Consider the following 22129-nt stretch of genomic DNA (forward strand, 5'->3'; position numbering starts at 1 on the left):
TTTGTCATATCCTTATTGAGTGATAAACTGAAGAACTTGCTCTGTATATTCAGCAGGATAATCAAAAAATACCTCTGCATGTTTACTATCTTCCACAGTAAATATTTTTTTCTGCTCATGGGGAATGGATTGATAGATATCCTCGCCCATAAAATAGGGTGTAATGATATCGCTCTTACTATTAATAATGATGACAGGCACTTTTGTATTACTTGTATAGTTACATACATTGGCGTCCTCATATGTAAAGCCTAATTTCAGCTTGGTGGTGATATTTCCTGTAAACATCAAGTAATCGATGGGTATTCCTACGTCCATTTCTTCCATTTTTGTGGATAGCATAAATTCCATCTCACTAATCGGGCAATCTAAAATGGCAAATCCAACTTCCTTATCTGCCTCTTCTGATCCAAGGTAGATTCCTACCGTTGCTCCTCCGAATGAGGTACCCCAAACGCCAATCCTGTTCTCCTCACCAATTTGCTCGCGAACATATGCGACATAATCCTTTAAATCGTGACTTTCTAGGTAACCAAATGTGGTGTAGGGCGCCGTATTATCACCGGAGCTTCGTTGATCATATGCTAATACATTGTAGCCATTCTCTAGGAAGAGGGTGGCAATGGGATAGACGGTGGTCCGATTTCCATTCAGCCCATGCACCATAATCACCGTATCTGCGTCCTTATCTCCGTTCCTCGTAATATAATCTGCTGGTATGAGATGTCCATCTAATGATGATGTGATTTGAACTGTTTCAATGGAATATTCTGATCGAAACTTTGCTAAATCAAGGCCTTGTTCTTCAAGATAAGGTTCCATCTGTTTCATACTCGTTGTTTCATTAGTTACCATCTGCATTGAACCATTAAACACAGAGATTCCCGTAAAAATACTAATGATAATGAAACCGATTACTAGAAGCGTTCCGAGAGAGAGACTAATTCGCTTGATCCACTTTTTCTTTTTCAATGGTTTCTCCTTCTTTCGCAATGGAAAAGATTTCTCACAATATCATTTTACCTTGTAAGGCATATTGAGCAATACACCCCCCTTAGAGAGAACAATTGACACAACATATCAAAGAGTTGTGCAAGCAAAGTTATCAATAAATATATTAAAATCTTAGATATTATCTTTTATAACTCTACAAGGATTTCCATAAGCGATTTTATTTGATGGTATATTTTTGGTTACGATGCTTCCGGCTCCAATGACAACATTATCTCCTATTGTTACGCCGGGCATAATAATTGCTCCACCACCAATCCAAACGCTATTTCCTATAATTACTGGTGCAGCCTGGGTTTTGCAAAATTCAAATGTCCCATCTTCTTTTATTTCGCCACACCGTTCATTTGCGTTAGTAGGGTGAAAAGCTGTATATATTTGAACACTTGGGGCAATCAATACATTATTACCGATAATAATTTTATTGTCATCCAAAAAAACACAATTCATGTTAACTTCACAGTTGTCGCCAAAATATATATTATTTCCGTAGTCTACATAAAAAGGTGCAGTAATCCAAAGATTTTTTCCTCGTCCACCTAATAATTCTGTTAGAATTCTATTTTTTCCATCAAGATTTTCAGATTCTATCATATTATACTCTCGCATGAGATTTTTAGCTTTATGCCATTGAGTTAACAACTCACTATCACCACAGTCATATGGTTGACCAGCTAACATTTTTTCTCTTTCAGTCATATTAACTTCACCTCACCATATATAAATTCGTTCCCAGAACGTTACAATCAACCACTATCGTTTTAAAAAATTATGTTCAGTAGCATTTAAAGGTTACCATAATATAACGAACTCTTCATCTGTCAAATTGTAAACATTGTTGTGTGATAAATAATCTGCCAAAGGAGGGTTTACTGTGATTCATATGAGTCGAGTGAGCGGAAAGTATGGTAGAGAAGAGGTGTAGGGATCTATCGATAAGAATTGATGACGAGCTAAATACATTGAGAATGGATGAGGAAGAATGCAATTCATGATATAATGACCCCATGATGATTGAAAATGGAGGAAACCAACGACCATGATAACTGTAAACAATGTAAGTCTCCAGTATGGAGGCCGAAAACTCTTTGAGGATGTGAATATCAAATTTACTCCAGGGAATTGCTATGGGGTAATCGGTGCTAATGGGGCAGGGAAGTCCACTTTCCTGAAGATTTTAGCTGGAGAGGTTGAACCCAATACAGGGGAAGTCTCCATTACACCAGGTGAACGTCTTGCCGTCTTGAAGCAGGACCATTTCGCTTATGAAGAATATGAGGTGATCGAAACCGTCCTCATGGGGCATCAGCGACTCTATGATGTGATGAAGGAGAAGGATGCCATCTATATGAAGGCAGACTTTACTGACGAGGATGGTATTCGGGCTGGGGAGCTTGAGGCAGAATTCGCCGAGATGAATGGCTGGGAAGCCGAATCAGATGCCTCCATTTTACTTCAAGGCTTAGGAATACCTGAAGAGCTCCATCGGAAGAAAATGGCGGAGTTAAGTGGGGCAGAGAAGGTCAAGGTCTTGTTAGCTCAAGCCCTATTTGGAAAGCCAGATATCCTACTGCTCGACGAGCCCACCAACCACTTAGATATTCAGGCCATTCAATGGCTACAAGAATTCTTGATCAATTTCGAGAATACAGTGATTGTAGTCTCCCACGACCGCCACTTCTTAAATCAGGTTTGTACACATATTGCCGATGTGGATTTCGGTAAGATTCAGATCTATGTAGGGAACTATGATTTCTGGTATGAATCCAGTCAATTAGCCTTGAAGCTAGCCCAAGATGCCAATAAAAAGAAGGAAGAGAAGATTAAAGATCTTCAAGCCTTCATCGCACGCTTTAGCGCTAATGCTTCCAAATCTCGCCAGGCTACATCACGGAAGAAACTATTGGATAAGATCACTTTGGACGATATTAAGCCTTCTACACGGAAGTATCCCTTTGTAGGCTTTTCATTGCAACGGGAGATCGGCAATGATGTGTTGCGGGTAGAAGGACTATCGAAAACCATCGATGGTGTGAAGGTCTTGGATAATATCAGCTTCACGCTCAATAAAGAAGATAAAATTGCCTTTGTTGGTCCTAATGAATTGGCCAAAACCGCGCTGTTTAAAATCCTCATGGGTGAACTGGAACCTGATGCAGGAACTTATCGTTGGGGTGTTACCACATCCCAAGCCTATTTCCCGAAGGATAATTCCCACTACTTCGAGAATAGTGAGCTTAATCTTGTAGATTGGCTCCGTCAATTCTCCCCCAATGAGCAGGATGAGAGCTTCATCCGTGGATTCTTAGGAAGGATGCTCTTCTCTGGGGAAGAGGTATTTAAACAAGTTAATGTCTTATCTGGAGGAGAGAAGGTACGCTGTATGTTATCTAAAATGATGCTCAGCAGCGCCAATGTCCTAATCTTTGACGAGCCTACCAACCATTTGGATCTCGAATCCATTCAAGCACTCAATAATGGCTTGATCGCATTCAAAGGGACCATGCTCTTTACCTCTCATGACCACCAGTTTGTTCAGACCATTGCCAACCGTATCATGGAGATTACACCAAGTGGCTTAGTGGATCGTCAAACCACCTATGATGAGTACCTTGACAATGAAGAATTACAAAAACAGCTTGCTGCGATGTATGGCGAAGCAGATAAATAATATTTATTGTCATCCAAGAATATATGTCCTTTCAGTCATTTAGCTGATACAAATTGAGCAAAGCATCCTTGTTGAACAGATTGTTTAATAAGGGTGCTTTCTTTTATCTAGAGGTTTAGGTGATTGTTCAGGAAAGGTTATAAGGTGAGAAGATGAGATTAGAAAATATTATTCATTATACGAAGGAATATATCATCCTTGGTATATGGATTGCTGCTTTATTGGCAGTGGTTTTTTGTATTGGATATTTTATTATTTATCGGTTGATCATGAAGGGGCAAAAGAAGCCATCGAAAAGGTTTGTTTTTCTCACAGCGCTTAGCTTTTGCTATATGGTAGTAATACTAGGAGCAGTTTTTTTGAATCGTGGTAGTGATTACGGAAGCTATATACTTCATCCCTTTTATTCTTACAAGAAAGCATGGTATGAATGGTCAATGCCTGGTTGTCTTCACATAACTCTAAATATTGGATTGTTTATTCCATTTGGTTTTCTATTACCAGTATGGAGCGAGAAGCTACGAAAGTTCTGGAAGGTAGCTGGTATAGGACTTCTCTCCACATTTACCATCGAAATGATACAATTCTTTACGAATCGTGGAATCTTTGATGTGGATGATCTAATCAATAATATCATAGGTGTTCTAATCGGCTATGGCCTTTCCATGATATGGATAGGGCTTTTGCATAAAAAAGACATTCCATTTGGTCGTATAATCATGTATCTAGCGCCTACTCTCGTTACGGTAGCAACCTTTGCGACAATCTTCATGGGGCACTGGATTCAAGATTTAGGCAACCTGGCAAGTACAAATAGCTATGTGGTTAATATGAAACCGATAATACTTCAATCTCAAGTTCATTTTGACAGTGAACCAGGAACAGCCATGGTATATAAGACTCCCAAAGCAACGAAAGAGGAAGCAGAGGCCTTCGCCTCGATGTTGTTTGAACATATTGGTACGAGGATCGATCGCAATGAGAATGATATCTATGATAAAGGGAGCCTTTTTTACGCAGAAAATCGTAAGCAAAGTGTGTGGGTGAACGATGTTGGTTTTACCTATAATTTTACGGACTTTTCGATGTTTGATGATGGGGTTGAGGTCGTTACCGATGCCGATGAAGGCACGATTAGAATGGCAATAGCTAAATTTGGAATTCAAGTTACAGATAGGGCAGAATTTCACTACAATGATACGAATAACGAATACATTTTTGAGACCAATATGATCGAACAAGATGGTTTCTTTCTCAAGGGTACTCTCAGTTGTCAGTACTATAGTGACAGAACAATTAAAAAGCTGGATAATGCTATTTCAATCTATGAGCCTTACAAAGAGTATGAGGTGATTAGCGAAGCTGAAGCATTTTCAAAGTTGGAAAAAGGGCAATTTAAGTGGAGTGTTCTGAACAAGCCTACTGGGACCTTGAAGGTTACTGATGTCAGTTTGCAGTATGAATTGGATTCAAAAGGGTATTATCAGCCGGTCTATGCGTTTACCGTGATATTCAATGGAAATGATTTCGTTATAACGATTTCTGCCATCAAATGAAACAAGATGACCCGAGAATTGACATCCTCCCCCACCTATACATTGTTTAGAGGTGGGAGTCTTCTCGCCTATAATAATATTAACATTGATTGCCATAAAAGTATTGCGATGGTACGATGATAGTAATAAAAATAAAGGAGGGCTTTACCCATGGTATATAAAGATGGATTTATACTCCTCAAGTTTTTAATTGTTATTCTTACAGTTCTCTTGCCAATGGCAGGATGTTCGTTTCTCTCTGATTCTCTATTGATTAATAATTAGTTGTGAACCGGGAATGACATTACGAAAATTGCAGATTCATCTTTATGATCGCTTACAATTTCTCAAGATTTCTGAGCTTGAATTATCAGAGGAAGAAGCATTAGCTTGTCACCAGCTGTACGAAGAACAAGTACTTCCTGGATTAGGACAGTCTATTAATTACAAGCTATCTTTGCCAAAATATCAATTCTTACATTACCTCATAGAAAATCACCCTCTACTCGTCCATGGAACACAACATACGGACATTCAAATATTTCAGCCCCATAGACAAGCACTTTTTACAGGAAGAATCGTAAATGCTACGTTTGCATCCTCTGATGCAATCTGGTCAATGTATTTTGCACTAATCAATCGTGCTATCTATCGTGGTTCATTAAGAAATGCTTGCTTTACCATTCGAAGTAATAAAGGGATTCGTAGATACTATTATTTTTCAATTAATGAGGAAGTAGCAAAGGCTTCTCCTTGGTCAGCTGGCATGATCTATATCCTTCCGAAGCAATCTTTTCGGCAAGGAGGTATACGGGATGAATGGATTTCTGAAAATCCCGTTAGTCCATTAGCAAAATTACATATCACACCAGATGATTTCCCTTTCATTTATGAAGTACGAACGCATCGAGAATCAGATCCTGTTATCAAGACCATATTCCAAGCACTGTTTAAGAAAAATAAATAATCCATCGCAAAAATGTTCACAGAAAATACTTTTTCAATTGACCAAACATACCTTGTAGGGTATAATCAAAGTTGTTCAAACATTGATGAAAGGTGTTGATATCATGCATTATCCAGAGTTTTTAATTACAACGACTGCTGATCAAAATAATCCAAATAACGTAACCATCGCTTTTGCCATGGGGACAAAAGCTTTAGAAAAGGGACATGATGTTGGTGTTCTTTTACTCTCCTACGGTGTACATTTAGCACAAAAAGGCTATGTTGATCCGATTGATATCGGCGAACCATTCCCCGCTGTAAAGGATGCTTTCAAGGCATTCCAAGAAAAAGGCGGAAAGCTACTCATCTGTAAAGCATGCATGGTGCATAACAATGTTCTTGAAGAAGAACTTGTTGAAGGTGCAACCATTGTTCAAGCTGAAGATGTAATTGACATCATTACCAATGCGAAGCACACGCTTCAATTGAATGGTTGATTACATATTTCAATTCAATTAAAGAAAGCAAGAAGAGAGGGGAAGTTAACCCCTCTCTTTTTTTGTGGATTCATCTCGGAATGAAAAAAATGTTTCGAAAGTTAACTTCATACGAAATATATATTGTAAGATTCAGATAATTAATATATTATTCTATATAAAGCTGGATGATATGGTACAACATGGATAATAAGAAGGGAGCAGTGAGAATGAAGAACATGCGTTTTCAAAAGGTATTTCTGGTTATTTTTTTCACCCTCATTGTAAGCGCTTACGGATGCTCAGCTGAGAAGAATCAAGAGCTTCTCTTAGCGACAGGCGGAACAGCAGGCACATACTTTCCCTTGGGAGGAGCGATAGCGAATACTTGGAATCAAAAAGTTGATGGAGTCAATGTGACAACACAAGCAACAGGGGCATCGGTGGAGAACATGCGTCTCCTGAGCACGAAAGAAACCGAACTGGCCATCTCCATCAATAGTATTGCAGATGATGCATATCAGGGAAAAGGGGTCTTTGAAGCTCCGATAACCAATATTCGCGCCATTGGTGTTCTCTACCCAGAAGTAGTCCAGATTGTCACGCAAAAGAATAGTGGCATCAAGGAGATTGAAGATATGAATGGAAAGCGTGTATCACTAGGTCCTGCTGGCAGTGGTACCGCAGTAGCTGCAGAGCATATTCTCACATCCTATGGCATGGCAAAGGGGGATATCGTCCATTTTCAAGATACCTTTGCAGAGGCAGCGGATAAGTTGAAGGATGGCAATTTAGATGTAGGCTTTTCTGTTTTGAGTGTACCAGCTGGAAGCATTGAGGATATTTCCACTGCAACGGATGTTCATCTTGTCTCAATTACTGGGGCTGGGCTTGATGTGTTAAAAGCAGAGTACCCCTTTTACACGGAGTACACCATTCCAGCCAATACCTATAAGGGACAGACAGAGGATGTTCAAACCATCACCATGCAAGCGGTCTTATATGTGAGAAAGGATATTGATGAAGAAACTGTCTATGAGCTGACGAAGGCACTCTATGAAAACAGAGGAGAGATAGCTCAAGGCTATGCCATTGGTGAACAGATCAGCTTGGAAAGAGCCTTAGACGGTGTAACGGTTCCACTTCATCCAGGTGCGGAGAAATATTTTAAGGAGAAGGGAATGAGGTAAGCCCTTGAAGCGATTGAGAGGTGATCAGAACAATCCAATCCTCCAAGAAGAACCCATCGATGAAACGAAGCTGTTAGAAAAATATGACCAAGAATATGCTTATCGAAAGCAATTGGGAAAATGGGGAAGAATTGTTGCTTTTCTTGCCATTACGTTATCACTATTTCACCTCTACACAGCCATATTTGGAACATTTCCTTCACAGCAACAGCGCGGATTCCATCTAGGTATTGGCCTTGGCCTTGTCTATCTCCTCTATCCGCCTAAACGATCCAAATCAAAGCGACAGAAGAAAGATTGGTTATTATTCCTACTCTTCATGATCGTAATCCTATCCTTTTATCTCATCGGTGAATTATCTTTAATACTTACCATTCTTGCAACGGTACTGAATCTACTCTATCTTCTTCGCCAACGGGAAGGAATTAGTAGAGGAAGGATCCCCTGGTATGACCTGTTATTCGCTTTTTTATCTGTTGGTGTTGGTTTCTATCATGTGATTTTTTATGAAGCCTTATCCAATCGTACTGGAGCATATACGCAGCTTGATCTTGTCATTGCATTACTGGGAGTTTTCTTAGTTTTACAAGCTGCGAAACGCGTTGTGGGGATGCCCATTGTGTTTGTAGCATCTGCAGCACTCCTCTATGCATTTCTCGGACCCTATATGCCTGGATTCTTATCCCATCGTGGTTTTTCTGTGGAGCGTATTATTTCCCATTCCTATTTAAGTATGGAGGGCATTATTGGGATTCCCATTGGAATCTCAGCGACCTTTATCTTTCTATTTCTCTTCTTTGGTGTGGTATTACAGCGAACGGGCATCGGTCAATTCTTTAATGATCTTGCTTTTGCATTAACAGGGAGACTCGTCGGGGGTCCAGCCAAAGCGGCCGTGATCGCCAGTGCCTTACAAGGGACGATCTCTGGTAGTTCCGTTGCTAACACCGTTGGTTCTGGCGTCTTTACGATTCCATTGATGAAGAAGTCAGGGTATCGACCTGAATTTGCTGCTGCCGTGGAAGCATCTGCATCGACAGGTGGGCAGATTATGCCACCGATTATGGGAGCTGCTGCCTTCTTGATGATTGAATTTACCGGTATTCCCTATAATCAAATTGCCGTCGTTGCCTTAATACCTGCATTCCTTTATTTCGCTGGAATTTTTCTTGCTATCCACTTTGAATCGAAGCGCTTAGGCATTGAGGGTTTGCCCCGTGACCAGTTACCACAAATTCGTAGGTTGCTGGTTGAGCAGGGCTATCTCTTTTTACCACTCATCATGATTATTGTTACATTGGTTTCTGGAAAAACACCGATGAAAGCTGCACTGATAGGGATTGTGACAGCACTCCTTGTGAGCTTCTTTAAAAAATCAACACGCTTACGTCTCAAAGACTTTTTGCAGCTTCTTGAAGATGGTGCGAGAGTTGCTCTCTCGGTGATTACCGCCTGTGCAACGGCAGGAATCATCGTTGGTGTTGTTACATTAACAGGGCTCGGTCTCAAAGCAGCAGGGGGAATTCTTAGCTTAGCAGGTGGCATTCTGATTTTGACCATGTTCTTTACGATGATTACCAGTCTGGTTTTAGGAATGGGGTTACCAACAACCGCTAATTATGTGATTACAGCAACCATGGCAGCACCTGCATTGATCGAGCTTGGTGTACCCATCCTTGCTGCTCATCTGTTCGTCTTCTATTTCGGCATCGTTGCAGATATTACACCTCCAGTAGCCTTAGCAGCCTATGCAGGTGCGGGAATCGCCCGAGCCAACCCTTTTACAGCAGGAGTTTTAGCAACGAAGCTAGGTATCGCTGCATTCCTTGTTCCTTATATCTTTGTCCTTTCCCCTGAACTGCTAATGATCGATGCAACATTTGTCATCACTGGCTTTGCACTAATCACAGCGATCATTGGCATGATTGGTATCAGTTCAAGTCTTTTTGGCTATTTGGCAAGCTCCTCTACCATGTTTGAGCGTCTACTCTGTGCAGCTGGAGGATTGGTTTTAATTGATCCGGGCTGGATTACCGACATCATTGGCATTAGCCTATTGCTCTTGGTCTACTTCATGCAAAGAAGAAGAAAACCTCAGTCTATAAGTATGGAAACCCACACAGAGATATCTTCAAAATTTTGAGATAAATTGAATAAATCAAAATTGGAGTGATTACAGATGGCAATGGAACAGTTGGAAGCGTTCACGTATTCTGCGAAAATGCAAGAATCAGCACGTCATTATCAAGCGGCAGCACAGGTTCTTCCTGGTGGAGTGACAGCGAATATCAAGTATTTTGAGCCTCATCCTCTCTGGATGGAGAAAGGCAAAGGGAGTAAGCTATATGATGTTGATCAAAATGAGTATATCGATTATCTCCTTTGCTATGGTGCCCTGATCCTTGGGCATGGTCATCCCCGTGTGAATGAGGCGGTGATCAAGCAGATGGAAAAAGGGGGGACTGCTGTCTTTGGAGCTCCCCATGAACTAGAGACTGTGATGGCAAGGCGCTTAGCGCAGCTTTATCGTGGGATTGAGATGGTCCGCTTTACTAATTCGGGATTAGAGGCAACCTTACTGGCGATTCGGATCGCCATGGCCTATACAGGAAAGAAGAAGCTGGCTAAATTTGAGGGTCATTATCATGGGGGCTATGATCAGGTTTTACTAAGCGTCAATCCCAAGCTAGGGATGGCAGGTAGCCCTCAACGTCCCCAGCCCGTGCCAGAGTCAAGAGGACTGCCTGATTATTATGTAGAAAACACCATTATTCTCCCATTTAATGACCTCAGTGCAACGGAGGCGCTTCTAAAAGAACATGGGGAGGATTTGGCCGCTGTTATTCTGGAGCCTGTTCAGGGCGGCTATATTCCTGCAGATGAGGAATTTATGCAGGGACTGCGTAAAATCACTGATGAATTAGGGATTCTTCTCATTTTCGACGAGGTAAAAACCGGCTTTCGTGTTGGACTTGGAGGAGCTCAAGGAGTATATGGAATCACCCCTGATCTCACCGCGCTAGGTAAGGTGCTTGGAGGAGGTTTCCCCATCGGGGCAATCGGTGGAAAACAATCGATCATGCAAGTATGTGCGCCTAGGGGTAGTCAGGATCTGTTTACAGCTGGGACCAATCAAGAGCAGGCAACAGAGACCTTATTCCATAGTGGTACCTATAATGGACATCCTATTGTTTTAGCAGCAGGCATGGCCACGATGGATGTTTTAGAGGAGGAAGGGATGCTCGAACAACTGTTTACACGTACTCAGATTTTACGTTCTCAGCTAGAAGAGGTCTATGCACGCCATGGAATTCCCATGCAGACTGTTGGGATGGGGAGTATCTTCAGTATTCTCCTCACAGCGGATCCCATTAAAAATTACCGTGATGTAAGTCAGGTAGATATGGATCTACGTAAACGGATCGATTATAAGCTACTAGAGCTAGGAATCTATTCCAAGCCGATGAATCGTTATTCCATGTCCACTGCCCATGATGAAGAGGATATGGCACGTACTGTAGAAGCCCATGAGCAGGCCCTACGGATGCTTTAGCATAAATGAGTAGTGCAGGTAGGAGGTTAAAGGGATTAGTATGTCTGACGTATATGGATTCATCGCTGAAAAAATGCCACAGATGACGAAGTCGAACCATAAAATTGCCCAATATATTCTCCAGCATCCCAACGAGGTCCCGTTTTATACGGTGGCAAAAATGGCAAAAATGACAGGTGTAAGTGAAGCAACAGTGGTTCGCTTTGCCACCTTCCTTGGGTATTCAGGTTATCCTGAGCTACAGCAGTACATGCAGGCTTCTGTGCAACAGCAATTAACCACAGTTGAACGTTTAAAAATGTCACTGGAAGTCTACGATGAGGAAGAGCAGGGGGTTTATGAAGTCTTTCAGGATGACATGGCGAATATTCAATCTACCATGGAAAAACTGGACATGGATGTTTTTCGTCAAGTGGTGGAAGCGATTATTCAGGCAGAGCAAGTCTATATCGTAGCCAATCGTAGCGCCATCGCTTTAGGATTGTTTCTCCAGTATTACTTGGATATTATCCTTGGAAATACGCAGCTGGTACAGGTATCGGATCGGATGGTGGAGCAGGTCTATCGCATGGATGAAAAGGATGTGGTGATTGGGATTAGCTTCTCACGCTATACGACCAATACCATCGATGTACTGGCCTTCGCCCGTTCACAAGGCGCCAAAACAATTGCCATTACAGACCATCTCTTATCTCCACTTATTCCTTACGCTGATCTCTCCTTAACTGCATCCAGTCAGATGGCCACCTTCATTGATTCTTTTGTGGCACCTCTAAGCATGATCAACGCCATTATTACCTTCGTAGGGAAGCAAAAACAGTATGAATTCCATGATCGTTTACAGCAGCTGGAGAAAATATGGTCCCATTTTGCCATCTTTTATTCACAAAGGTGACTTGCTTTTTATCTGATTATATTTTAAAATTTATAAATAACAAGTAGTCACGCTATTCTATATTAAATTCGTTGAAGAGAACAAGTAGATGAAACAACCTGTTCCAAAGAGAGTTGGTGCAGTGGTGAAAGCCAACGTACAGGTTATTGTCGAAGATCATCTCTGAGAAGTAAAGCTGAACTGTGAAGTCATAGTAAGCTTTAACCGGTGTCCACCGTTACATGGACCACGTATGATTGTACGTTGGTGAGCGCAAAACAAATAATTGATTTATTTGTTTTGAATTTGGGTGGTAACGCGGGTAATTACTCGTCCCTTTATGAGGGACGAGTTTTTTATTTCTCAATTTTCTTCGTAATTCTACTCACTTTTTCAACGAATAACATGGAGGTAAGTCATCATGAAGCAGCTTTCAAAGAAAGAATTATTTTTTGCCAGTTTAATGCTCTTCTCGCTCTATTTCGGAGCGGGGAATCTCATCTTTCCACCTTTTATGGGGCAAATGGCAGGGACATCCAGCTGGATCGCACTGCTCGGCTTTATCGTTTCCTCTGTGGGTCTGCCTGTTTTAGGAATTACCGCTGTTGTGAAGGCTGGCGGATTACAAGAGTTATCTAGCCGTGTTCATCCACGTTTCGCCATCATCTTTAGTACGATTATTATTCTAGCAATTGGACCATTTTTAGCAATTCCACGGGCAGCCAGTCTTGCCTTTGAGATGGGCGTTGACCCGTTCCTACCTGCAACATTCGCAGGAAGTAAGCTATCTCTCTTTATCTATACCTTATTCTATTTTTTACTCTCTCTTTGGTTTAGCTTAACACCTGGTAAATTGGTGGATCGCTTTGGGAAAATTGTCACACCAATTCTTCTTGGTTTAATTGCCATCATCTTTATTTTTAGTCTTGTTAAACCCATTGGCTTACCTACATCTCCAACAGGTCTCTATGTGGAAAGTCCCTTCATCGAAGGAGTATTACAGGGATATCTCACGATGGATGCCCTTGCAGCACTGAACTTTGGGATTGTGATTGCCGTTACGCTACGACAGCTTGGTTTACGTGATGAAAAAATGATCGTACGTTATTCCATTAAATCTGCTATCATTGCTGGTATTTTCTTAGCAATTGTCTATGCTATCTTAACCTTTTTTGGTGCAATTGCAGGAGGAATGTTCGGAGCTACTGAGAACGGTGCCCAAACGCTGGCCCAGTTGGTTCTTTATCTGTTTGGACAACCTGGGGTCATCATTTTAGGACTCGTCTTTACGTTGGCTTGCTTAACGACATCCGTTGGCTTAATCATGTGCTGTGCCCAGTATTTCTCGAAATTACTGCCACAAGTATCCTATCGCACATGGGCCGTCATTGTTTCAGCCTTTGGCTTATATCTCTCTAATCTTGGATTAACGAAGATCTTAGCAATCTCTGGTCCAGTTCTAGCTTTCATCTACCCCATGGCCATCGTTTTAGTTCTGGCCTTCTTGGCAGATAAATGGTTTAACGGTCGTAGAGCCGTCTATGTTGGAAGCGTGATTGCAGCAGGTTTTGTTAGTCTCTTCGATGCGTTACAGCAATTCGGGTTTACCATAAGTGGGGTTGAGAGCTTGCTAAGCTATTTACCATTCTATACCGATGGGCTTGGGTGGATCCTCCCAGCTTTCGTTGGTGCATTACTAGGTGCTCTCGTGAAAAACCATGATTCGCTCCTGCAGCGAGAACAGGTTAAGTAAGGATTTTTACTTTCCATGGTGTCATCGCCTTAAATGATTGGATCAAAAATGTTAAAGGCTTGAGTTCGATCTCATTTTCAATTGACAAGGGACTAAAGAAGTGGCATACTAGCTATCAAACAGAATACTGGTACCTTTAAATGCAGTCCAGAGAGGCTGATAAGGTAAGTCGGATTTGTGTTCTTCACAACTGGGAAGACGGAGAATGATACTTCGGATGGCACGATACGTACATCAAAGCCAATTCTCCCATCTTCCTTGTGAAACAACACAGTAAAAAGGCTTCTTGTCAGCGATGACGAGAAGCCTTTTCTTGTGGTGATGAACACATCAGGTACCAGCTTCCATCAATGAGGAGGAATTGGTATGCAACAGAAGGTAGACAAGGATTTTTCATTACAGGCCGTACCTACAGGTAGTCGAGTTGGATTCTGGAATATGTTAGTGGTAATGCTAGGCTTAACCTTCTTCTCTGCCAGTATGTGGTCCGGTGGGACATTGGGAACAGGCTTAACATTCAACCAATTCATGTTGGCTGTGATTGGGGGGAATCTGATTCTCGGAATCTATACCGGCGCACTAGGCTATATTGCTGCACGCACCGGCTTGTCCACCCACTTACTCGCTCGTTACTCCTTCGGGGAAAAAGGCTCTTATCTGGCATCCTTCATGCTAGGAGGAACACAGGTAGGTTGGTTCGGCGTTGGGTTAGCCATGTTTGCTCTTCCTGTACACAAGGTGACGGATATCAATGTCTTTCTCTTAATTGCAATCGCTGGTATTCTCATGACCGCAACAGCTTACTTCGGCATGAAGTCGCTGACCATCTTAAGCTTTATCGCTGTACCTGCCATCGCCGTACTTGGTAGTGTCTCTGCTTTCAAGGCAGCAGACTCCATCGGTGGATTAGCCGGACTTATGCAATATCAACCAACAGAGGCCATCTCCATGGCAGCGGCACTCACCATCGCTGTCGGGTCCTTCATTAGCGCAGGGACGCTAACACCCGACTTCACTCGATTCTCTAATAATAAGAAAACCGGTGTTATCACTACTGTGATTGCCTTCTTGGTAGGGAACTCACTGATGTTCCTCTTTGGTGCCATCGGCGCGATTGCTACAGGACAATCCGATATCTCTGAAGTGATGTTCCTTCAAGGCTTAATCGTACCTGCCATCATCATCCTCGGTCTGAACATCTGGACGACCAACGATAACGCCATCTATGCATCCAGCCTTGGTTTCTCCAACATCACCAAGATTCCAAAGAATAAAGTGGTGATTTTCAATGGTATTGTGGGTACAATTTTCGCCATGTGGTTATACAATAACTTCGTAGGCTGGTTATCCTTCCTTGGCTCTACGCTACCATCTATCGGTGCCATCATTCTTGCAGATTACTTCATCATTAAAAAAGGGGAGTACGCCCCCTTCGAAAAGATGAGCTTTCAAGCTGTGAACTGGATTGCCCTAGTAGCATGGGGACTTGGGATTGTGGCAGCCAAGTATCTACCTGGCATTCCACCTATCAATGGCTTACTTGGAACAGCCATCACCTATGTGGGATTAACCTATTTAAGTCATGCAGTATTTGCTTCCAATCATGAACCGGTTGCACTACAAGTAGAGAAGCAGGTGAGATAAGATGCTGGTTAAGAATGCAAAGCTTCGTGGTCAAGAGGGATTATGGGATCTACTTATTCAGAATGGGGAATTTGTCAGAATCGGAAAGGGGCTTGAAGCTCCGCAAGCAGAGATTCTGGACCTTGGAGGCAATTTGCTTTTGCCTCCGTTTGTAGAGCCTCATATTCATCTTGATACTACATTAACAGCTGGGGAGCCGGCGTGGAATCAGAGTGGCACCTTATTCGAAGGGATCGAGCGCTGGGCAGAGCGGAAAGAAATGCTCACATTGCATGATGTGAAGGAACGTGCTAAAACAGCGCTCAAATGGCAAATTGCTCAAGGTATTCAGTATGTACGTACTCATGTAGATGTAACCGACCCATCATTAACAGCCTTACGCGCGCTGTTGGAAGTGAAAGCAGAGATGGCCCCTTATGTACAGCTTCAGATCGTGGCTTTTCCCCAAGAAGGAATTCTCTCTTACCCCCATGGTGAGGAGCTCTTGGAGGAAGCCCTGCGTCTCGGCGCTGATGTGGTAGGGGGAATTCCTCACTATGAGTTCACACGAGAATATGGTGTAGAGTCCATGAAGAAGGTCTTTGCTCTCGCTAAGAAATATGATCGACTCATCGATGTTCACTGCGATGAAATTGATGATGAGCAATCGCGTTTTGTGGAGGTGGTAGCAGCAGAGGCGCTACGCTATGGCATGGGAGAACGAGTCACAGCAAGCCATACCACCGCCATGCATTCGTATAATGATGCCTATACCTCCAAGCTCTTCCGTTTGTTGAAGCTATCGAATATCAACTTCGTGGCCAACCCCTTGGTGAATATTCATCTGCAGGGGCGCTTCGATTCCTATCCAAAACGGCGTGGCATTACCCGGGTGAAGGAGATGCTTCAAGCCAATATCAATGTCTGCTTCGGTCATGATGACATTATGGATCCTTGGTACCCGATGGGAACGGGGAATATGCTGCAGGTCTTGCAAATGGGACTCCATGTGACTCAGCTCATGGGGTATGAGCAGATCGTGAAGGGGATCGATTTGATCACAACCCATAGTGCCAAGACCCTACAGGTTGAAGGGGAGTACGGAATCGAAGAAGGGAAGCCCGCCAACTTCATCGTACTAGATGCAGAGGATGAGTTCGAAGCGGTACGGCGCCAAGCAGCAGTTCGCTATTCCGTTCGGCAGGGAAAGATGATTGCAGAGACAGTGCCGGCTCGGAGTCGTATTCAATTAGGGAATGGGCTGGAAGAGATTCGTTTTTGCAAGTAAGAGAGGCCGGAGAGAAGTGCTGATTTGTATTATTATCACGATCCTCGTTCGCATTGAATGGAACGGGGATTTTTGTTTGGTTATTGGTTGGGTAAGTAGCACCAATCACGTTAGTTCATGTCGAAATAGAATACATCTTTGTGACAACGCATTCAAAATACGATTTTACATGAGAGGGTTTGTAGAAGGTACGCAAATAAAAGGCTTATAATGAATGGACTTCAATCATTACATAGGAGAGCTTAATATGGATACCATCTTTAACAGAATCAAGTTAAGAAAATTAATTTTGATCTACGTTACCCTGACCATAGTAACATTCGTTATATTAAAACTACCATTTTTACAGGATATGTATGCAAAAGATCATTATTGGGGCGAAGTTATTCATAATTTATTATCTTTGGCATCACCTTAGCTCCCATCGTTGAAGAATTCATCTTTCGAGGTGTGATCTTGAATCGGCTGAAAGTAAAATATAATGTTGTTGCTGCAATTTTTGTTTCAGCAAGCATCTTTGGAATCCTCCATTTTGATCTCAATCTACAAGGTCGATTCTTTTTTGGTGTATTAAGTGCGATCCTATTCATTGAAACGAAGAATATTATAAACTGCATTCTCTTACATATCCTGCACAATGCAAGTATCTTTGTCTTCCCGATTATCTCGAAATATACGGATATTTCAATTAGTGATTCCAATGAAGTTGTATTAGGTACACTGGTAATGGTGATTTTGGGTTGCTATTTCTTATCTACCATCTTGAATATTCGTTATATCAAACACAATCTACCACGGTAGGCTTCCGAATCTATTCAATAAGGTAGAGATTTGGTAGGTCCCCAAAAAATTAGCATTGATATGATATAATTCAGTACATTGTGATCTAACGAAGAATGGTAAGGAGTCATCATCATGCTACAGCAAGCACAGGATTATCTAAAAAAATATTTTGGCTATACAAGCTTTCGTAAAGGACAAGACCAAATCATCGCCAATATTATCGCTGGTAAGGATACACTTGGAATTATGCCTACAGGTGGAGGAAAATCCATCTGCTATCAGATTCCAGCTCTCATCTTTCCAGGCATTACCATCGTGATCTCACCCTTGATTTCCCTCATGAAGGATCAGACCGATACCTTAACTGCACTAGGCATCCCGGCTACCTTCATCAATAGCACCTTATCCCAAGGAGAAGTGAATCAACGTCTCGGTCAGGCCGATGATGGTCGCTATAAACTCCTCTATATTGCACCGGAACGGTTTGAGTCGGAACTATTTTTCTCATGGATTCGGTCACTTCCGATCTCCATGTTCGCCATTGATGAGGCCCACTGTATTTCTCAATGGGGCCATGATTTTCGCCCAAGCTATCAGACGATCGCCTCCGTAATAGAAGCGCTACCCAATCGCCCCATTATCTCAGCATTTACAGCCACAGCGACGCCGGAGGTTATCCGAGATATTGAGACCATTTTGGACCTCAAAGGGAATACCTTCATCACGGGATTCCAACGAGAGAATCTGGTCTATTCGGTGGTCCGTGGTGAGAATAAGCGCGACGTTGTCCTTCAAGTACTGGAGGATAATCCCGATCAATCCGGGATCATCTATGCCTCCACGCGGAAAGAGGTCCAATTGCTTTATGACTTTTTACTGCTGAAGGGGTATCGTGCTGGCATGTACCACGGAGGTATGAATGAGCAGGAAAGGGAGCGGAATCAAGACCAATTTATCTATGATGAGATTCAAGTGATGGTGGCGACCAATGCATTTGGAATGGGGATCGACAAGTCCAATGTCCGTTTCGTCATCCACTATAATCTCCCGAAGAATATGGAGGCCTATGTTCAGGAAGCAGGGAGGGCAGGGCGAGATGGTGAGCCAAGCCAATGTATCCTCCTCTTTCATCCCCAGGATATTCAGATCCAGAAGTTTCTCATCGAGCAATCAGTGAGCCATGAAGAACGAAAAAAGCAGGAGTATGAGAAATTACAGATCATGGTGGACTACTGCCATACTCAGCAATGCTTAAGCAATTATATTCTCCAATATTTTGGTGAAACAGGACATGAGGAGTGTGGAACCTGTAGTAATTGCAGTGAAGAGTCAGAGCTCGTAGATCGAACCATCGAGGCGCAGAAGGTATTTTCCTGTATTGTTCGGATGCAGGAGCGCTATGGCGTCACCATGATCGCCAAGGTGTTGAAGGGCTCCTTGGATAAAAAGCTTCTCCAGTTCCGCTTACATCATCTTTCAACCTATGGCTTACTAAAGCAGCATACTGAGAAGGAGATCAGCGATTTCATACATTGGCTGGTGGCGGAAGATTATTTAATGCTGGCTGGTGGAAAGTTCCCCATTGTTAAGCTCCGTCCTCCTGCCAAAGCAGTCTTGCTTAGACAGGAGTCAGTTTATCGGAAGGTGCGGAAGCGAAAACAAGTGTTCGCCCAGGATGAAGTGCTATTCCAGCATTTGCGCGAGCTCCGTAAGCAACTGGCTGAAGAAGCACAGGTACCACCCTATGTGATTTTCGCCGATAGTACCTTACGTGAAATGTGTGAGTCTCTTCCCGGAAATCGTATGGACATGTTGAATGTCAAAGGTGTTGGAGAGGTGAAGTATGAAAAGTATGGAGCACAATTTTTAGCAGTGATCCAGTCTTATCTCCAGGAACATCCTTAGTCAAATCCAACAAAGGAAGACTTAAGATTGGACAATGGGATCTCAACATGCGAAAATATATCTGAACCATAATTCACCTTAAATGTTAAAAAGACTATAACCTCATTAAGAAAGGACTAATAGGATGACGATATATAGAAAACAACTGGCAGAGATTCCATTGTCCATTTTAGATTTATCCCCCATCTCTGAAGGGAAGACAGCTGCAGATGCCTTCCACAATAGTCTTGACTTAGCTCAGCATGGAGATGACTGGGGATTCCAACGCTATTGGGTAGCAGAGCATCATAACACACCTTCTGTAGGGAGCTCGGCAACCTCTGTGCTTATCGGTTATATTGCAGGCGGTACAAAACGGATTCGCGTTGGCTCTGGTGGAATCATGTTGCCGAATCATGCACCTTTGATGATTGCTGAACAGTTTGGTACACTAGAATCCCTCTACCCTGGACGGATCGACTTGGGACTTGGTCGTGCCCCTGGTACGGATCAGATCACGGCTCGGGCACTTCGCCGCGATCGCAATGGAGGTCAAAGCTTCCCTGATTTATTGGCAGAGTTAATGGCTTATTTTCAACCAGCAGAAGGAGATCCAGTGCGAGCGATCCCAGGTGAAGGAATGGAGATTCCCATATGGCTCTTAGGATCCAGTGATTTTAGCGCCCGCTTAGCAGGAGAATTGGGTCTACCCTTCGCCTTTGCAGGTCATTTCTCACCAGATTTTATTTTACCTGCATTGGAGATCTATCGTCATCATTTTCGACCTTCCACTGTTTTAGAACAACCATATGCCATGGTGGGAGTCAATGTCATCGCCGCGGATCATGATGATGAAGCTCAATATCTCGCTACATCCCTCTACCAAAGCTTTCTCCAGCTTGTTCGGCGAACGCCCAAACCCATCCAACCTCCTGTAAAGAATCTTGATGCGCTCTGGGACTCCTTTGAGCGGGATGCTGTTGAACGCTCCTTAAGCTCCACGATTATTGGTGGTCCTGAAACAGTACAACAGAAGCTGCAAGCCTTATTGGATGCCACGCAAGCTGATGAAATCATGATTAATACCTCCACCTATGAGCATACAGATCGAATCCATAGTTATGAGATTGTGAAGAAGATATGGCGTTAGGAAAGATACCATTAACAACCGAGAAGGAATGGCCACGATTAACAATAATTAAGGATTGAATGATAAGATGCTTAGCTCGAATAATGTGATGCTAGATTGGGAGGAGATGGATGAGGAGCTTATTCGCCATGGTTTGGAGTACCTACTTTTTTAGTGAATTAGGACGATCCATGTACTTCATTCTGATCACATGGGCATTGTATCAGTAGACCAAGGATGCTTCGTACACAGGACTTCTAGTTGGTTTAGGCTTCCTACCAAGTCTCTTTTTGAATCTTGCTATCGGCGTCTTCGTTGATCGTTTAAATCGGAAAAGATTGGCTCAGAGTGCAAATTTCCTTGCTATTACATGCATTTTGTTCCTTTTCTTTTCCTTTCAGCTACAGCTCATCTCCCCATGGATGATCATCGTTTTACTTACATATATCTTGGCAGCCCTTTCTCTGTTTCTTCTCCCAAATTCAATGCATCACAACATTACTCAGCATAGCGCAAGACAATCATCTTTTATTGAACACTTCACAGATGGCGTACGATATTTGAGGAGACATTCAATACTACACCAGCTCCTTAGCATGATGTTTATCGGTCAATTAGTTTTTCATACTAGTATCGCATTTCTATCGATCTACACAGCTGAATATCTGAACGAAACAGCTAAAATCTATGGATTCTTAGAAGCTACCATATCCATCGGAGGCATTATCGCTGGGATCTTGGGGACTTGGCGGTGGAGAATAAGTAAAGAACGACTGGCTATCTTTGCATTCCTCATTGTCTTTATGAGCCTTTTTGTTATGAGCATCACTCCATTCTTAGCAGGTGCATTTTTGGGGATTCTTCTTTTGGGAATCGGCACAACCTGGATTCGTGTACTATTACAATCTGTTCAGCAAATGGCAACCCATTCTGCTTATCATGGCCGTATGGCAAGCTTTCGCATGGTCTGTAATCAAGGTTCCGTTGTAATCAGTGCGCCGGTTATCGGTTGGATTGCCACCGAGTATGGTGTTCATTTGGCTTATGCCGCTCTATTAATTCCAGTGAGTATTGGACTTCTTATTTCTCTCTATGTTCGAAGACAAGCGCAATTTCAAGAGTTAACGAGAACGATATCGTGCTAGACACCCAGCTTTTCCTATGGTAATCTTATGAAGATCAGTTTCCACGAAGGAGGTGCAGGTACGTGTACACAGCAATTCATGCTTGGTTCGTTGTAGAAATTGCCAGTATTACCCATGTTTTAACTGAACAAGGGGGTAGTATGCCCATTTTTAGGTCTACAACTAAAGCAGATTGCATTTTTACAAGGCGTACCATGCATCGGTAATCAGGAAGAAGCACATGACCGAATGATGCCACAGGTAGAGCCTGTGGTTTTTTTGTGCTT

The 22129-nt window shown here is 42.6% G+C and carries 18 protein-coding genes and 1 other annotated feature; of the genes, 16 read left to right on the forward strand and 2 right to left on the reverse strand.

From position 1 onward, the window contains the following. Positions 1-12: 12 nt before the first annotated feature. The gene (locus tag BN1691_RS09335; protein WP_048601973.1) at positions 13-972 is read right to left on the reverse strand and encodes an alpha/beta hydrolase; all 960 of its coding nucleotides are present in this window, start codon (positions 970-972) and stop codon (positions 13-15) included. A gap of 153 nt (positions 973-1125) precedes the next feature. Continuing rightward, the gene (locus BN1691_RS14870; protein WP_048601974.1) at positions 1126-1710 is read right to left on the reverse strand and encodes a sugar O-acetyltransferase; all 585 of its coding nucleotides are present in this window, start codon (positions 1708-1710) and stop codon (positions 1126-1128) included. Between the two features lie 340 nt (positions 1711-2050). On the opposite strand from BN1691_RS14870, the gene BN1691_RS09345 reads away from it, so the two are divergent. The 16 genes from BN1691_RS09345 (at position 2051) to BN1691_RS14415 (ending at position 22069) form a co-directional block, all read left to right on the forward strand. Next, positions 2051-3682 (forward strand): ABC-F family ATP-binding cassette domain-containing protein, encoded by a 1632-nt coding sequence (locus BN1691_RS09345; protein ID WP_048601975.1) that lies wholly within the window; start codon positions 2051-2053, stop codon positions 3680-3682. Between the two features lie 332 nt (positions 3683-4014). Next, positions 4015-5238: a VanZ family protein gene (locus BN1691_RS09350; RefSeq protein WP_261795595.1), complete on the forward strand. Its 1224-nt coding sequence runs from the start codon at positions 4015-4017 to the stop codon at positions 5236-5238. Between the two features lie 277 nt (positions 5239-5515). Next, the gene (locus tag BN1691_RS09355; RefSeq protein ID WP_048601977.1) at positions 5516-6184 is read left to right on the forward strand and encodes a hypothetical protein; all 669 of its coding nucleotides are present in this window, start codon (positions 5516-5518) and stop codon (positions 6182-6184) included. 103 nt (positions 6185-6287) lie between these two features. Further along, positions 6288-6662, forward strand: a complete 375-nt coding sequence (locus BN1691_RS09360; RefSeq protein ID WP_048601978.1) for a DsrE family protein — start codon at positions 6288-6290, stop codon at positions 6660-6662. A 209-nt stretch (positions 6663-6871) separates the two neighbouring features. Next, on the forward strand, positions 6872-7831 hold the full coding sequence (locus BN1691_RS09365; RefSeq protein ID WP_048601979.1) for a TAXI family TRAP transporter solute-binding subunit: 960 nt from the start codon (positions 6872-6874) through the stop codon (positions 7829-7831). A gap of 4 nt (positions 7832-7835) precedes the next feature. Further along, positions 7836-9974: a TRAP transporter permease gene (locus BN1691_RS09370; protein ID WP_076850165.1), complete on the forward strand. Its 2139-nt coding sequence runs from the start codon at positions 7836-7838 to the stop codon at positions 9972-9974. Positions 9975-10010: 36 nt separating this feature from the next. Further along, positions 10011-11384, forward strand: coding sequence for an aspartate aminotransferase family protein (locus BN1691_RS09375; RefSeq protein ID WP_048601980.1), 1374 nt, complete (start codon positions 10011-10013; stop codon positions 11382-11384). Between the two features lie 40 nt (positions 11385-11424). Further along, the gene (locus BN1691_RS09380) at positions 11425-12279 is read left to right on the forward strand and encodes a MurR/RpiR family transcriptional regulator (RefSeq protein ID WP_048601981.1); all 855 of its coding nucleotides are present in this window, start codon (positions 11425-11427) and stop codon (positions 12277-12279) included. Between the two features lie 62 nt (positions 12280-12341). Then, positions 12342-12599, forward strand: a binding site (T-box leader). A gap of 80 nt (positions 12600-12679) precedes the next feature. Then, positions 12680-14011, forward strand: a complete 1332-nt coding sequence (brnQ, locus tag BN1691_RS09385) for a branched-chain amino acid transport system II carrier protein (RefSeq protein WP_048601982.1) — start codon at positions 12680-12682, stop codon at positions 14009-14011. A gap of 366 nt (positions 14012-14377) precedes the next feature. Next, positions 14378-15655 carry a cytosine permease gene (gene codB / locus BN1691_RS09390; RefSeq protein WP_048601983.1) on the forward strand — a complete coding sequence of 426 codons (1278 nt, stop codon included), beginning with the start codon at positions 14378-14380 and terminating at the stop codon, positions 15653-15655. Between the two features lies 1 nt (position 15656). Next, positions 15657-16922 (forward strand): cytosine deaminase, encoded by a 1266-nt coding sequence (locus tag BN1691_RS09395; RefSeq protein ID WP_048601984.1) that lies wholly within the window; start codon positions 15657-15659, stop codon positions 16920-16922. A 408-nt stretch (positions 16923-17330) separates the two neighbouring features. Then, on the forward strand, positions 17331-17723 hold the full coding sequence (locus BN1691_RS09400) for a CPBP family intramembrane glutamic endopeptidase (protein WP_261795596.1): 393 nt from the start codon (positions 17331-17333) through the stop codon (positions 17721-17723). Between the two features lie 114 nt (positions 17724-17837). Further along, on the forward strand, positions 17838-19610 hold the full coding sequence (gene recQ, locus BN1691_RS09405) for a DNA helicase RecQ (RefSeq protein WP_048601986.1): 1773 nt from the start codon (positions 17838-17840) through the stop codon (positions 19608-19610). A gap of 130 nt (positions 19611-19740) precedes the next feature. After that, positions 19741-20739, forward strand: coding sequence for an LLM class flavin-dependent oxidoreductase (locus BN1691_RS09410; RefSeq protein ID WP_390621646.1), 999 nt, complete (start codon positions 19741-19743; stop codon positions 20737-20739). 401 nt (positions 20740-21140) lie between these two features. Further along, positions 21141-21863, forward strand: a complete 723-nt coding sequence (locus tag BN1691_RS14165; RefSeq protein ID WP_261795597.1) for an MFS transporter — start codon at positions 21141-21143, stop codon at positions 21861-21863. 62 nt (positions 21864-21925) lie between these two features. Continuing rightward, positions 21926-22069: a hypothetical protein gene (locus tag BN1691_RS14415; protein ID WP_156179057.1), complete on the forward strand. Its 144-nt coding sequence runs from the start codon at positions 21926-21928 to the stop codon at positions 22067-22069. The last annotated feature ends 60 nt before the right edge of the window (positions 22070-22129 follow it).

This window comes from Rubeoparvulum massiliense (assembly GCF_001049895.1).
Taxonomy (GTDB): domain Bacteria; phylum Bacillota; class Bacilli; order Rubeoparvulales; family Rubeoparvulaceae; genus Rubeoparvulum; species Rubeoparvulum massiliense.